This is a genomic window from Pseudomonas putida (genome assembly GCF_016406145.1).
GTDB lineage: Bacteria > Pseudomonadota > Gammaproteobacteria > Pseudomonadales > Pseudomonadaceae > Aquipseudomonas > Aquipseudomonas putida_E.
This window is the reverse complement of the sequence record NZ_CP066306.1, coordinates 2103206-2118127: the sequence shown is the minus strand read 5'-3', so window position 1 is coordinate 2118127 and position 14922 is coordinate 2103206. Positions and strand designations below refer to the sequence as shown.

Sequence of the window (14922 nt, the reverse complement as noted above, 5' to 3'; positions counted from 1 at the left end):
CGAAATTCATGCAAATGGCCAATGCGCCTAAAAACCGCGCAGCTTTGTTATGATTCCGCACCTTCTGATATTCGCCCGACCAGGTAGTTCCTATGTCCGACCGCAGCGCTCGTCTCCAAGCACTCCAGCACGCACTCAATGAGCGCATTCTGATCCTCGACGGCGGCATGGGTACTATGATCCAGAGTTACCGCCTCGAGGAACACGACTATCGTGGCACGCGCTTCGCCGATTGGCCAAGCGATGTAAAAGGTAACAACGACCTGCTGCTGCTTAGCCGCCCCGATGTCATCGCTGCCATCGAGAAGGCGTACCTGGACGCTGGCGCCGACATTCTCGAAACCAACACCTTCAACGCCACGCAGATTTCCCAGGCCGATTACGGCATGGAGTCGCTCGTCTACGAACTGAACGTCCAGGGCGCGCGCATCGCCCGCCAGGTTGCCGACGCCAAGACCCTGGAAACGCCGGACAAGCCACGCTTCGTTGCCGGCGTGCTCGGCCCGACCAGCCGAACCTGCTCGATTTCCCCGGACGTCAACGACCCCGGCTACCGCAACGTCACCTTCGACGAACTGGTGGAAAACTACATCGAGGCGACCCGCGGCCTGATCGAGGGTGGCGCCGACCTGATCCTCATCGAGACCATCTTCGACACGCTCAACGCCAAGGCAGCGATCTTCGCCGTGCAGCAGGTGTTCGAAGATGACGGCATCGAACTGCCGATCATGATCTCCGGCACCATCACCGATGCCTCGGGCCGTACCCTGTCCGGCCAGACCACCGAAGCGTTCTGGAACTCGGTACGCCATGCCAAGCCGATTTCCGTTGGCCTGAACTGCGCGCTGGGGGCGAAGGACCTGCGCCCTTACCTTGAAGAGCTGTCGACCAAGGCCGACACCCACGTTTCCGCCCACCCCAATGCCGGCCTGCCAAACGCCTTCGGGGAGTACGACGAAACCCCGGCCGAGATGGCTGCAGTGGTCGAGGAGTTCGCGGCCAGTGGTTTCCTCAACATCATCGGCGGTTGCTGCGGTACCACGCCCGGGCACATCCAGGCCATCGCCGAGGCAGTGGCCAAATACAAGCCGCGCCAGATTCCAACGATCGCCAAGGCCTGCCGGCTGTCGGGCCTGGAACCGTTCACCATCGATCGCCAGTCGCTGTTCGTCAACGTCGGTGAGCGCACCAACATCACCGGCTCCGCCAAGTTCGCCCGGCTGATCCGCGAAGAGAATTACACCGAAGCGCTGGAGGTCGCCCTGCAGCAGGTAGAGGCCGGTGCTCAGGTAATCGACATCAACATGGACGAAGGGATGCTCGACTCCCAGGCAGCCATGGTCCGTTTCCTCAACATGATTGCGGGCGAGCCGGACATCTCTCGCGTGCCGATCATGATCGACTCGTCGAAATGGGAAGTGATCGAAGCGGGCCTCAAATGCATCCAGGGCAAGGGCATCGTCAACTCGATCTCCATGAAAGAAGGCGTCGAGCAATTCAAGCACCACGCACGCCTGTGCAAACGCTACGGCGCGGCCGTGGTAGTGATGGCCTTCGACGAGGTCGGCCAGGCCGACACCGCTGCCCGCAAGAAGGAAATCTGCCAGCGCAGCTACGACATTCTGGTCAATGAAGTCGGCTTCCCGCCGGAAGACATCATTTTCGACCCGAACATCTTCGCCGTCGCTACCGGCATCGAAGAGCACAACAACTATGCCGTGGACTTCATCGAGGCCTGCGCCTACATCCGTGACCACCTGCCACATGCGCTGAGCTCGGGCGGCGTGTCCAACGTGTCGTTCTCGTTCCGCGGCAACAACCCGGTGCGCGAGGCGATCCACTCGGTATTCCTGTTCCACGCCATCCGCAACGGCCTGACGATGGGTATCGTCAACGCCGGCCAGCTGGAGATCTACGACGAGATCCCGGCCGAGCTGCGCGAGCGGGTCGAGGACGTGGTGCTCAACCGCACCCCTGAAGGTACCGATGCGCTGCTGGCCATCGCCGATGATTACAAAGGCGGGGGTGCCACCAAGGAAGTCGAGAACGAGGCCTGGCGCTCACTGCCGGTCGGCAAGCGTCTGGAACATGCGCTGGTCAAAGGCATCACCGCACACATCGTCGAAGACACCGAGGAGTGCCGCCAGCAATGTGCGCGCCCGATCGAAGTCATCGAAGGGCCGCTGATGAGCGGCATGAACGTGGTTGGCGACCTGTTCGGCGCGGGCAAGATGTTCCTGCCGCAGGTGGTCAAGTCGGCGCGGGTGATGAAGCAGGCCGTGGCCCACCTGATCCCGTTCATCGAGGCCGAAAAAGGCGACAAGCCCGAAGCCAAGGGCAAGATCCTCATGGCGACGGTCAAGGGCGACGTGCACGACATCGGCAAGAACATTGTCGGCGTGGTCCTGGGCTGCAACGGCTATGACATCGTCGACCTCGGCGTGATGGTACCGGCAGAGAAGATCCTGCAGACCGCCCGCGACGAGAAGTGCGACATCATCGGTTTGTCCGGCCTGATCACCCCGTCGCTGGACGAGATGGTTCATGTTGCCCGCGAAATGCAGCGCCAGGGCTTCGAGCTGCCGCTGATGATCGGCGGCGCCACCACGTCCAAGGCCCATACCGCAGTCAAGATCGAGCCCAAGTACAGCAACGATGCGGTGATCTATGTAACCGACGCCTCCCGCGCGGTAGGTGTGGCCACCCAGTTGCTGTCCAAGGAACTCAAGCCCGGCTTCGTTGAAAAAACCCGCCTGGACTACATCGAAGTGCGTGAACGCACTGCCAACCGCAGTGCCCGCACCGAGCGCCTGAGCTACGCGCAGGCAGTGGCGGCCAAGCCAAAATACGACTGGGCCGCTTATCAGCCGGCGGTCCCTGCCTTCACAGGCGTCAAGGTGCTGGACAACATCGACCTGCGCACCCTGGCCGAGTACATCGACTGGACGCCGTTCTTCATTTCCTGGGACCTGGCCGGCAAATTCCCACGCATCCTCACCGATGAAGTGGTGGGTGAAGCGGCAACCTCGCTGTACAAGGATGCCCGCGAGATGCTCGACAAACTGATCGACGAGAAGCTGATCAGTGCGCGCGCCGTGTTCGGCTTCTGGCCAGCCAACCAGGTTGCCGATGACGACATTCAGGTCTACGGCGACAACGGTCAGCCCCTGGCCACCTTGCACCACCTGCGCCAGCAGACCATCAAGCCCGATGGCAAGCCGAACCTCTCCCTGGCCGACTTCGTCGCGCCCAAAGACAGTGGCGTCACCGACTACGTGGGGGGCTTCATCACCACCGCCGGCATTGGTGCCGAGGAAGTGGCAAAGGCTTACCAGGACAAGGGCGACGACTACAACTCGATCATGGTCAAGGCCCTCGCCGACCGCCTGGCCGAGGCATGCGCCGAGTGGCTGCACGAGCAGGTGCGTAAAGAGCACTGGGGTTATGCGCGCGACGAACACCTGGACAACGAGGCACTGATCAAGGAACAGTACAGCGGCATCCGCCCTGCACCAGGCTACCCGGCCTGCCCGGACCATACCGAAAAAGAAACGCTGTTCCGCCTGCTCGATGGCACAGCCATCGGTGAAACCGGCCCCAGCGGCGTGTTCCTCACTGAACACTTTGCCATGTTCCCCGCGGCTGCGGTCAGCGGTTGGTACTTTGCTCACCCACAGGCGCAGTACTTTGCCGTGGGCAAGATCGACAAGGACCAGATAGACAGCTACAGCGCACGCAAAGGTCAGGATGTGAGCGTCAGCGAGCGCTGGCTGGCGCCTAACCTGGGCTACGACAGCTGACATTCATGGGGCCGCTTTGCGGCCCCATTTGCCATCTACACTGTCCCTGATTGCCTCCGAATATCCAAGGAGCCAGCATGGACGATTCCAGCCAAGGCAAACCCCCTACCTTCTGGCAGATGCTGCACAGCATCCTCGCCGCCGCGCTGGGTGTGCAGAGCGGCAAAAACCGCGCGCGTGACTTTACCCACGGCAAGGCCAGCCACTTCATCGCACTGGGCGCACTATTCACCTTGGTGTTCATTCTGATTCTGGTCGGCCTGGTACAACTGGCGCTGCACCTGACAGCACACTGAAACGCAACCCGCCCGCGCAACTCCCTTGCGCGGGCGGCTCAGTTTGCGTCACGGCGTGGAGCTAAGGCTATTGGTGGCTGACCCAGTACACGGCGGTGACCACCACCAGGACGATAAGGCAGAGGATCGCCCAGGCATCGACGCTACTGTCAGCTTTGCGGACCTTGGTTGTATTTCCCATTGCATTGCCTCTTGTAGTGATTATGGGAATGCACTTCACAACCAGCAGTTAAGACGACCAATGCCCTTCTCTCAAGCAGGGTTTTTCAGTAGTCGACAGGTGACGTCAGGAAGGGATAACGGTAAGCCGGCGGGCGCGCTCTGGCGCTGAAACGCTGGAAGTCGACACCAAAGTCGTCCTGTTCCGCCAGTTTGAGCCAGCGCTTTGCCTTGAGCGGATCGATCGACTGCAAAACCGGCATCACATGGTCGCGTTTACCGTCCCGGGCGATCTCCACACCATAGGCATCGTCATGGAGCATTACCATGGCCCAGCCGCCGAGACTGAAATGCCCACCCATCAACACCCCCAGGCGCCCATCGATGCGCGCTCGCAAGGCCTCGGGGGAGCTATTGACGGCGCTGAACACTACATCCCGCCCAGGCTTGCGCCCCGCAGCCTCGAACGCACGCATGGCGCCAAAGGCCATTTCGTCGTTGGCCGACCATACCAGCTTGGTATCCGGGTAGCGCTGCAGTAACTGCTGCGCCTGTTCAAAGGCGCGCTGGCGGTTCCAGCCACCGTAAACCACCTGCCGCAGGCGCACCTGAGGGAAATCGGCCAAGGCGCGACGCATGCCTTGTTCGCGCAACTGCGAGGCGGGCGTGGTCTTGAGCCCGGCGAAAGCCACCAGGTCCACCGGCTCGTTACTGCGCGGTAGCAAAGCTACCATCTGGTGCAGCATCTGGTAACCGGCCTGCTCGTCATTGGCCGTCAAGGCCCCTAACAAAGCGCCGTACTTTGCGGGCTGGGCTTGAATGCTGCTCGCCTGGCTGGCAGTCAGCCCGTTGTTGACCAGTAACAGCTTGACCCCGCTACCTTGCGACAAGCGAATGATTTGCGGCGCAACGTATTGCTCGTTGACCAGCACGAGGTATTCCGGGCGCTGCGGCCCCTTGAGCACAGCCCGCGCCTGGCTTAGTGCGCGCTCGGCATTGCGCGCGCTGTATTGCACCTTCAGCGTCATGCCCAAGTCGTCAGCGGCCGCCTGCATGAAACGCGAGTAACTGGCCCAGAACGTCTCACTGGGCAGGCCCGGGTTGAGGAACACCACCGAAGCGGCCTGAGCACTGGCCGCCAGCGGCAGGCTCAGGCACAAGCTGTAGCACAATGCCTTGAGCATGCGGTTACATCCTTACCAACAAACCCGCGAGTATAAACCTGCGGCAGTGAGTGCCGGATAAATGCCAGTCGATCTCACTTAGTTCGTTTGGTTCTTTTCATATGCAAAAACATCACTTTAGCGCATAAACGCAACCTGATATCGTTTCCCCGCTCCGAACCGGAGTGCGCGGCCGTGCGCGCGAATAGCTGCATGCAGCCTGAGACAGGACTTTTATGTACGTATACGACGAGTACGATCAGCGGATCATCGAGGACCGCGTCAAGCAGTTCCGTGATCAGACCCGCCGCTACCTGGCCGGTGAGCTGAGCGAAGAAGAATTCCGCCCTCTGCGCCTGCAGAACGGCCTCTATATCCAGCGTTTCGCCCCGATGCTGCGCGTCGCCGTGCCCTACGGCCAGCTGAACGCCCGCCAGGTGCGCACACTGGCCAAGATCGCCCGCGATTACGACAAGGGCTATGCCCACATTTCCACCCGCCAGAACGTGCAGTACAACTGGCCGGCACTTGAAGACATCCCGGACATCCTTGCCGAACTGGCCACCGTGCAGATGCACGCGATCCAGACCAGCGGCAACTGCCTGCGCAACACCACCACCGATCAGTTCGCCGGTGTTGCCGCAGACGAAATCATCGACCCGCGCCCCTGGTGCGAGATCGTCCGCCAGTGGACCACCTTCCACCCGGAATTCGCCTACCTGCCGCGCAAGTTCAAGATCGCGATCAACGGCTCGAAGGAAGACCGCGCGGCCATCGAAGTGCACGACATCGGCCTGGAGCCGGTGCGCAACGCTGCCGGTGAGCTGGGCTTCCGCGTGCTGGTCGGTGGCGGCCTGGGCCGTACTCCGGTGGTCGGTTCGTTCATCAACGAATTCCTGCCGTGGCAAGACCTGATCAGCTATCTGGACGCCATCCTGCGTGTGTACAACCGTTACGGCCGTCGTGACAACAAGTACAAGGCGCGGATCAAGATCCTGGTCAAGGCCCTGACCCCGGAAGTGTTCGCCGAGAAGGTCGAGGCCGAAATGGCCCACCTGCGTGGCGGCAGCACCACCCTGACCGAAGAAGAAGTACAGCGTGTTTCGCGCCACTTCGTCGATCCGGACTACCTGGCCCTGGACAACGTTGACTACAGCGCCCAGGACGCCGAATACCCTGGCTTCGCCCGCTGGCGCTCGCGCAACACCCGCGCCCACAAGCGCCCTGGCTACGTGGCCGTGACCCTGTCGCTCAAGCCCACCGGCGTTGCCCCGGGCGACCTGACCGACAAGCAGCTGGACGCCGTGGCAGACCTGTCAGAGCGCTACAGCTTTGGCTTCCTGCGCACCTCGCACGAGCAGAACATCATCCTCGCCGACGTCGAGCAGCGTCAGCTGCACGCCCTGTGGATGGAGCTGCGCGAAGGTGGTTTCGCCACGCCGAACATCGGCCTGCTGACCGACATCATCTGCTGCCCTGGCGGTGACTACTGCTCGCTGGCCAACGCCAAGTCGATCCCGATCGCCGAATCCATCCAGCGCCGCTTCGACGACCTGGATTACCTGTTCGACATCGGCGAGATCGACCTGAACATCTCCGGCTGCATGAACGCCTGCGGCCACCACCACGTCGGCCACATCGGCATCCTCGGCGTGGACAAGAAGGGCGAGGAGTTCTACCAGGTGTCCCTGGGCGGCAACGCCGCGCGCGACGCAAGCCTGGGCAAGATCCTCGGCCCGTCCTTCGCCCAGGATGACATGGCCGACGTGATCGAGAAGCTGATCGCCGTGTACGTGGAACAACGTACCGAGGAAGAGCGTTTCATCGACACCTATCAGCGTATCGGCATCGACCCCTTCAAGGAACGCGTCTATGCAGCGAATCATTAAGAACAACCAGATCGTCGACGAAACCTGGCACCTGCTGCCCAAGGAAACCACGATCGACGAGCTGACCAACTGCGACGACTACATCGTCCCGCTGCAACTGTGGCGTGACCATGCCCACATGCTCAAGGCTCGCGACGGTGGCCTGGGCGTGTGGCTGGACAGCGATGAACAAGCGGAAGAGATCGGTGATGACGTGCAGCACTTTCAGGTCATCGCCCTGAACTTCCCGGCCTTCACCGATGGGCGCAACTACTCCAATGCGCGCCTGCTGCGTGACCGCTACCAGTTCAAGGGCGAGCTGCGCGCCATCGGCGACGTACTGCGTGACCAGCTGTTCTACCTGGCACGCTGCGGCTTCGATGCCTTCGCCGTCCGTGCCGACAAGGACCCGGAAGATGCCCTGCAAGGGTTGAAGGACTTCTCGGTGACCTATCAGGCCGCCACCGACGAGCCGCTGCCGCTGTTCCGCCGCCGTTGATCGTCTCCCGGCATGGTCCACCGCACGGTGGCCATGCCTCTGCTTCTATAACCATCTGGCTACACCGCTTCTCAGCCCCTGCGGTTCTGAGACCTTCTGCTTCCTGTTCCCGGCTGCGGCGCAGCAGCTCGCTCCCATTCGGCCCGCAGCCGAGCCAGTGCTTCACGCACGCGCTCCATGACCGTCTCACTCAGCTGATTCTGCTCGAGGTTGACCCTGTGCGGGTGCGCTTCGACCCAGATCAACGCCTCCTCGCTCAACGCCCCGATGCGATTGCCACGCAAGTCCAAGACCAACTCCGGGTAACGCTGCAACAACGTCAAAGGAAGACGGCGCAGGCCTGTTGCACACAACGATACGTAGTGAAGATGAACGTTGTAGCGTAACTGCGGCGCCACCCCCAACGGGTTCGCGTCAAGGTTGAGAATTTCAAGCCTGGGAAACCACTCCAGCCGCAGTTGGGATTGCGCGTCGAGGGTGATGAAATTGTTCTGCAGGTGCAACTGGGTCAGTCTACCCAAGTAATTCAGATTTTCCGGGATGGTGAGCAAGCGATTCGAGCCGACGTTCAGAGTGCTCAACTGCGCAAGGTTGCCGACACTGCTCGGTACAGCACTCAGGAGGTTGCCGCTCAATTGCAGGTTTTCAAGGCTGACCAGTTGCCCTACCCGATCATCCAGGACCGCGATCTGATTGAAGGAGAGATCGAGATGCGTCAGGCGGGCCAACTGCTCTAGCCCGGCGGGGAGGTCATCGAGCTGATTGCCACTGAGGTCCAGCTCGACCAGTTCGGTCAAGTACTCCAGGCCCACCACTGTATCGAGCATGTTACCCCCAAGGTTCACACTGCGCAGGTGCGGCAAATGCTCAAGTCCATCAAGCGCTCGCAGGCGATTGCCCGATAGGTCCATTGTTACCAAATTAGGAAACCGACTCAGGAAATCCGGCTCGATGACCGAAACCTGCTGGTTGCACAACGACAATTTACGCACCTGATCGAACACGATGCCCATGGGCAGCGCAGGTAACGAACTGACAGTCCAGCTTTCCTTGCTCGAGCGCAGGGGTGGCTCTTCATCGTGGTAACGCGACTGCCAGAAACCCCGCAGGAGCTCCGCCATATTGGATCGCGCTGCATACTCAGGGTCGCCAGGCAGCCCGCGCCAGATTGCCAGGCTGGCTTCAAGGCGACTGGACAGATGCGCAAATGCTCGCGAGCCAGGGCCATGGACAAGTCCGAGCTGAAACCACATCCGATAGTTGCCGCGGGCCAGCGCCAAGGTCAGGGCGTCCTCCTCCTCCCTGCGTTGCTCTGCAATTTGCTCCGCCGCACGTGTCGGGGCCGGGTCTTGTGCGCCCTCCCTGAAAAGTGCAGTTCGCCGTTCGTCGTAGGTTTGACGTATGGCTGCAAACTGATCGGCATAAGCGAGTTTGACGTGGTCCTGCCAGAACGCCTGTTGCGCCAGGAACAGGCTGAGTGCATCGGCTGTTTCGGCCTCGTATACGGCTGCCTCGGCTTCTATCAGGTCGTTTGGGGTCACACTTTCGACATGCCTGAAACTGAGGTAAGTCGGTTGGCCGTAAATACCCAATGGCTCTGCAAGCTGAACCCGAAAGGCCTGGTAGATCTCACCAGGGTTGAATGGCACAGAGCGCCGGCGCAAACCTTCGATGTGCCGTGCAGCAAAGCGGTTAACCTGATCAAGCCTGAACAACTCACGCCCAAGGCCGCGCAACTCATGCTCAAGGCGCCAACCACGCAGGCCTTCTGTGCGCAACGCTAGCTTCAAATTGACGAGCAGCACATCGAGGTCCACGCTGCGCCGTGGCACGGCAGCCTGCTGGAATACTGCCCGTCGAACATGAGCATGGTTGTACATGCAATAGAGCAGCTCACCCACGCGACGCCGAAAGTCTTGGGGTTCTACGGCAAAGCGCTCGGAATGCAGCAACGCACTGAGAAAAGCGAAGAACTCTTCGCTGCCTTGTTCTTGAGCAAGCGCCTGCCAATACCTGCGTCGCGGCGCGGCTTCCCGCTCGGTCAGCCCTTCGAGCCACGGAGCGCTGCCCTCCTCCCCCTGCTGGATGGCTGCTACAGGCTCGACGGCAACCCGCTCGAGTGCAGCCGGTGAAAGTGGGTTGCCCTGCAAGCGCGCGCAGGCGGGGTTGGCGCGTAGCCAGCCGGCCTGCGCTTCACTGATGTCGACAATGCGATTGTTACGCAGATCGAGCTGCTCCAGTTGCTCTAGGGCGCTGGTATCAGGTATCGAGATCAGCCGGTTGGACGACAAGTCCAGGCGCCGTACATTGGGGAAACGGGAGAGCCAGCCCTCGCTGAGCGCCGTCAGATGAAGATTGCGCAGTACCAGTGAAGTCACATGGTCGAAGTGAACGCGTTCAGGCAGTTCGGGCAGGCTGCCCAAGGCAGATCCCTCCAGTATCAACGCAGGATGGCCGTCACCGTCGCGAGCGCGTCTTTGCCAGGCATGACGAATCCGCCGAGCCATGCGTGCTCGCCGGATCAACTGAATCGGCCCCGACGATTGCCGACGCCACAACCCCAAAGCCTGATCAAGCGTGCGCAGCTCTTCACACAGGCGCAGGTAGTGATTCCAAGGTGTCAGCCCAAGCGTGCGGGCGTTCTGCGTAAACTGCTCCATCGCGTTTTCGTCGGAATCGGGGAACAGCCGTTGGATACCCCGACGCAACGCGCGATTGCTGCTTTCACCACGGCCACTCAAGGGGTAACCCAGGCGCCCGTCGCCCAGCCGTACCGGCGGCCTGAAACCAAGGCCGACTGGCGCCATGCGCAAAATTGAAGCGGCGAGCTCGCGCTCTTCGCTGGCCCACTGCGACATGGCCTCAGCCAGTGCTTCGGGGGAATCGCTGGCATCGCCCAACATCCTTTTCTGCCAGGGATCGAGCTGCTGCAACAGGGCCTGGAACAGGCTGTCATCAGCTCTGGCCAACGGCAACGGGTTTGCGCGCGCATCCAGCGCCTGATAACCCTGGGCAGTTCGAAGCACGGTGAGTACCTCGCTGGCCGCTTGCGTTCCGGCCCACGCAGTCATTTCACCCGACAGCGTGTCACCGCGCAGCTCGATGCGCACCCCTCGCCAGGGCGCGCGCTCGGCGATCAGGCCCAATGCCAGTTGCTCGGTGTCACGATTGATTGCTGCGGCTTGAAGCAGGCCCGCACAGGCGCGGTCCAGGCGGGTATCGCGCACGTACCACCGCGCCTGCTCGGCCAAGGCCAACGGCACACGCTGGTGCGCAAGCATATGCTCCACCTGGTCCTCGGGCGCATGTTCGATGATCTCACGCGCGCCCATTACCGAGAGGCCGGGAAAGTCCCGGCGAAGCAGGGTTTGCGCTTCGCCGGGCAGGGGCTGCTGAGCCTGTAGCTGTCGCTCGAAGTCCACCCCTTTCAGCTCGGGCCGCCGAGCGTGCAACTGCTGCCTCTGCACCGCATCGCGCAAGCGCGCCGGAGCCTGTGCCTGGTCTACGTGCAAGCGGCGCAGTTGATCTTGGTTGAACCCCGTTGCCCGCATCACCGCGTGTATGGCCTGTTCATCGAGGTGCGCCCAGCCCGCATCGAGGTCCTGAAACAACTCAGCGCTGCCCTGCCATTCGTGGGGCGTCTCCAGTTCATGCTGCCAGCCAGCGCCCTCACTGCCCTCAAGCAGCGGTGCATAACCGTTGGGACGCACGGGATGGCGGATGCGACGCTGCTGTGTTTGAGCCTCCAAGTAGGTCAAATGGCTGGCCAAGGGTGTACGCACATATTCTGTGCCTTGCAGGCTGATCAACTCGCCGACGGCTCCTCGGTCTTGGACGGCATAGCCTGGCAGCCTGGGGTCGCACAATTTCACGGTGTGCTCATCCGTGTACACCGGCACCAGGTCTTCGACGCGAGCGCCCTCCATCAGGTGGTGCGATGCCGCGCCTGCACCGACATTGACGGCCGTCATGCCCACGGTTTGCGCTACGGAGTACATGTGCTCCAGCGCACCCTGCCGGTCCCCCAGGCGCCAATCGGCATAGCCCTCGTAAACATCGTCAGCCACCTGCAACGCGGTGATTCCCAGCAATGGCAAGGCAAGTGCAGGTAGCGCAAAGCTCGCCAGGCCCAACGCATCCAGGCCAAAGCTGAGGTAGAAATGCAGGCGCCTGTCGCGTTGCTGCGCGTCCACTTCGGCGGTGGGTATGGCGTGCACTTTGGCGTTGTCCAGCAGCGTGTCGATCAGTTGCCGGCGCAGGTATTCGAACAACGGCTGCTCGATTGGTGCGTAACGTCCATCGAGCTGGACCGGCACATCCTCGCCAGTATCGTTCAGCGCTTCGGTCAAGGCACGGGTGTAGGCAGCCCGGTCGCGTTCACCGATAAAGCGCTGGAAGAATTCGACGTAGCCGGGCAAACGGAACTGTTTACCCACCGTCAGGAACAGCGATGCCCACGAGGTATACCAGGTCAGCGGGCCTTGAGGATCATCAGGGATCCAGCACAATATTCCCTCGAACACGTCACCGGTCGTACGCTGATGGGTTATCTCGAACGCCACTGCGCCTCGCACAAGCCGACCGAACACACGCAATTGCATTGGCCGCAGCCCAGGGATCGATGGAGGTGTAGCAGAGATCAGATCAATCAGCGGGGCACAATGTTCATAGGCATGCCTTGGTATTTCACCATTGACCAGTGCCAGCCGCAGCGTCGCCTCAAGGCTCGCGCGATAGCCTGCCTCGATCAGCGTGCCCAGTTGTTTTCCCGCTTCACCGCCGGGTGCCAGCTGCGCGCGCAGGTACGCCTGGTAACGCCCCCCCAGGTCGAGCGAGCGGCACAGGGTAAAGAATGCCTTGGCCGAGAGCGCGCACGCATTCCCTGCTGCATCCAGCACCGCAGAGCCCTGCATGATGCTGGTGGCGAATGTTTCACCCTCGGTAAAGTTATGCAACGCCGATTGCAGCAGGCTGTGCTGGTAAATCTGTTCCTTGATCCCATCCGGCACCTGCGCAACATGCGAGGGATATCGCTGCAGGGTCCTGCGCCGTAGCGTGGCCCGGCGCACATCGATGGTAAGTTGATGCTCCGCCTGCAGAGCTTGTTGCAGCAGCGGTTCGGCAAATGCATCGAGTGGAGTGATCCGCGCCAGCCATTCGTGCAACTGATGCTGTAGCTGCTGCTGTCGCTGCTGGCTCTCGTGCAAGCTGTGGAGGGTGTCGGACGGAAGTTCGGTCAGCCAGGCGGGCAAGCGGCTGGCAATCAAGGCGTTGGTGGAGTCATCGGTGAACGGCTGACTTGGCATCGCGGGCTCCTGGGGCGTAAAACCGCGATTGCACCACCGCGTGACGAGGTTTTTGCGTTAACTATTGCAACCTGCCGCCGTGACCGACGTTCACGTTTGCGCAAGCGCTGCCGATAACAGTTACATCTGATGACCAGAAAGGAAGCTGGCGATGAGCCCGATTACCTCAGTGGTGCGCCTGACCTCCGTCGCACACATCACCCCCCGTGCGCCTCAGGTACCCACCACCCTGTCGGCAGACGCGCCGATGACATCACCGAGCACGGTGGTAAGCCTTGGCCAGCAAGAAAGCCGCGTCGATACCCAGACCTACACGGCCAAAGGTACCCTCGGTGAAGCGCAGACGCGGTATGTGTGGGAGCAGGACGGCATCGATAAACTCAGCATGTACATGCTGAGTGCCATTCAGGCCTCCTCCCCGGCAGCGCGCTTCCAGGGGCTCGGTGCTGCCCTGCTGGAGCAACTGGCAGCCAGCGGTGGCCAACGTATGTCGCAATCCGGGCTGGCGATCGATGATGGCGCGACAAACGACCCGTTGTTGCTGGCCATGCAGCAGGCCAGGCTGCGCGAACACGCAACCAGCAGCGTCAGCTTCAATCTCACTACCGGCTCAGGCGCCACCGTGACGGTGGGCCTCTACAGCAGCACCAACGGCCTGGCGGTGGATGCCGACGTGCAAGGCGGTACGTTGACCAGTGAGGAACTCAAAGGCTTGGCAGCGCTTGCGAACAGCTTCCAGGCTGCCCTCAACGGGCTGACCCAGGAACCACCCAGCCTGCAGCTGGGCGCACTGGTAAAGCTCGACCCGGCGCTGTTCACCGGTTTGCAGTTGAATGCCAAATTGCAGACCGCTAGCGGCGAACAGCAAACCTTCGACCTGCAGCTGAACGAAGATTCCCGCAAACTCACGCTGCAAGGCGCCAACGGCACGGTCAAGATGAACCTCGACACCCAGGACGGTGCGCTGCTGGGCAGCCAGGCTCAGCGTCAGGCAGCCGTGGCCAACTACCTGGTCCAGTTCGACGCTGCACAAAAGCGCGGCCATGGTGACGCGCAACTGATGGCACTGTTCAAAGATGCCTTCAGCCAGCTCAACAGCGTGGACGATACCAGCAAGCGCCCTGCAGGCCATGACCTGGCGCAGAGCACGGCCAGCCGCCTGCTGTTGAGCGGCCTTGCCGACTTCGATGCCTCGATCACGCAGACCGAACAGAAGATCAATCCGATGCGGCCTGAAGAAGTGGACCACTTCGACTACAAGGTTTCGCAATCGACCACTCTGCAAGGCCCGGCAGCGGACCTGGCCGTGGAGCAGGAGCAACGGGCAAGCATGAAAGCCGCCTGGCATGAAGGCCTCAATCCGCTCGTCGGCCTGACCCTAACCCGCGACAACAAAACGCAGAACTACAGCTATCACACGATCGACGACCAATCGCGCAGCAGCACTCGCCTGGCGTTCTCCAACAACGCCCTGGTCGAGGCGACCGCGACTCAAGAGGCCAGCCAGAAAGAGCGCGTGCGCACCTATCAGGAGGGCGTGCTGCAGGACGATACGACCAATAGCGCAGCGGCCGCCCAAGCTCGCGAACTGCTGGACGTGCTTGACGAGCTGCTCAGCCAGGATCGGGCTGTGCGGCGCGCAGGGCTGGCCTCTACGCTGCAAGAGCAACTGGCGGGGTTGAGCCATCAGTGGTTGCTGCAGTCGGCGCCAGGACAAATTGCAACGTGAACCAAAGGTAGCCAGGTTTTTTACAGCACCTGAATCACGAGCCAACGGATGACTCGTGATTTCAGGTCAAAAGACCTTGGCACTGTCCCGTCTTAATCAAAG

7 protein-coding genes are annotated in these 14922 nt (G+C 61.5%); 5 read left to right on the top strand and 2 right to left on the bottom strand.

Annotated elements, in window-relative coordinates; all coding sequences use genetic code 11:
- Window positions 1-92 precede the first annotated feature (92 nt).
- Window positions 93-3800 carry a methionine synthase gene (gene metH / locus JET17_RS09630; protein ID WP_012313784.1) on the top strand — a complete coding sequence of 1236 codons (3708 nt, stop codon included), beginning with the start codon at window positions 93-95 and terminating at the stop codon, window positions 3798-3800.
- Between the two features lie 77 nt (window positions 3801-3877).
- Complete coding sequence (locus tag JET17_RS09625; RefSeq protein ID WP_012313783.1) at window positions 3878-4096, top strand: DUF2970 domain-containing protein; 219 nt, start codon at window positions 3878-3880, stop codon at window positions 4094-4096.
- A 266-nt stretch (window positions 4097-4362) separates the two neighbouring features.
- Here the strand turns inward: JET17_RS09625 and JET17_RS09620 are convergent, their stop codons facing one another.
- Window positions 4363-5439: an ABC transporter substrate-binding protein gene (locus tag JET17_RS09620; protein WP_012313781.1), complete on the bottom strand. Its 1077-nt coding sequence runs from the start codon at window positions 5437-5439 to the stop codon at window positions 4363-4365.
- 215 nt (window positions 5440-5654) lie between these two features.
- Here JET17_RS09620 and JET17_RS09615 point away from each other — a divergent pair, with 215 nt between their 5' ends.
- Both JET17_RS09615 and JET17_RS09610 read left to right on the top strand, forming a co-directional pair.
- Window positions 5655-7307 (top strand): nitrite/sulfite reductase, encoded by a 1653-nt coding sequence (locus tag JET17_RS09615; protein ID WP_012313780.1) that lies wholly within the window; start codon window positions 5655-5657, stop codon window positions 7305-7307.
- On the top strand, window positions 7291-7785 hold the full coding sequence (locus JET17_RS09610) for a DUF934 domain-containing protein (protein WP_012313779.1): 495 nt from the start codon (window positions 7291-7293) through the stop codon (window positions 7783-7785). The genes JET17_RS09615 and JET17_RS09610 overlap by 17 nt, the downstream gene beginning before the upstream one ends.
- A gap of 71 nt (window positions 7786-7856) precedes the next feature.
- Here the strand turns inward: JET17_RS09610 and JET17_RS09605 are convergent, their stop codons facing one another.
- Entirely contained in the window at window positions 7857-13091 is a 5235-nt protein-coding gene (locus tag JET17_RS09605) for an NEL-type E3 ubiquitin ligase domain-containing protein (RefSeq protein ID WP_012313778.1), read from the bottom strand.
- 151 nt (window positions 13092-13242) lie between these two features.
- Between JET17_RS09605 and JET17_RS09600 the strand changes: the two genes are divergently transcribed.
- On the top strand, window positions 13243-14820 hold the full coding sequence (locus JET17_RS09600) for a hypothetical protein (RefSeq protein WP_012313777.1): 1578 nt from the start codon (window positions 13243-13245) through the stop codon (window positions 14818-14820).
- Window positions 14821-14922: the final 102 nt, after the last annotated feature.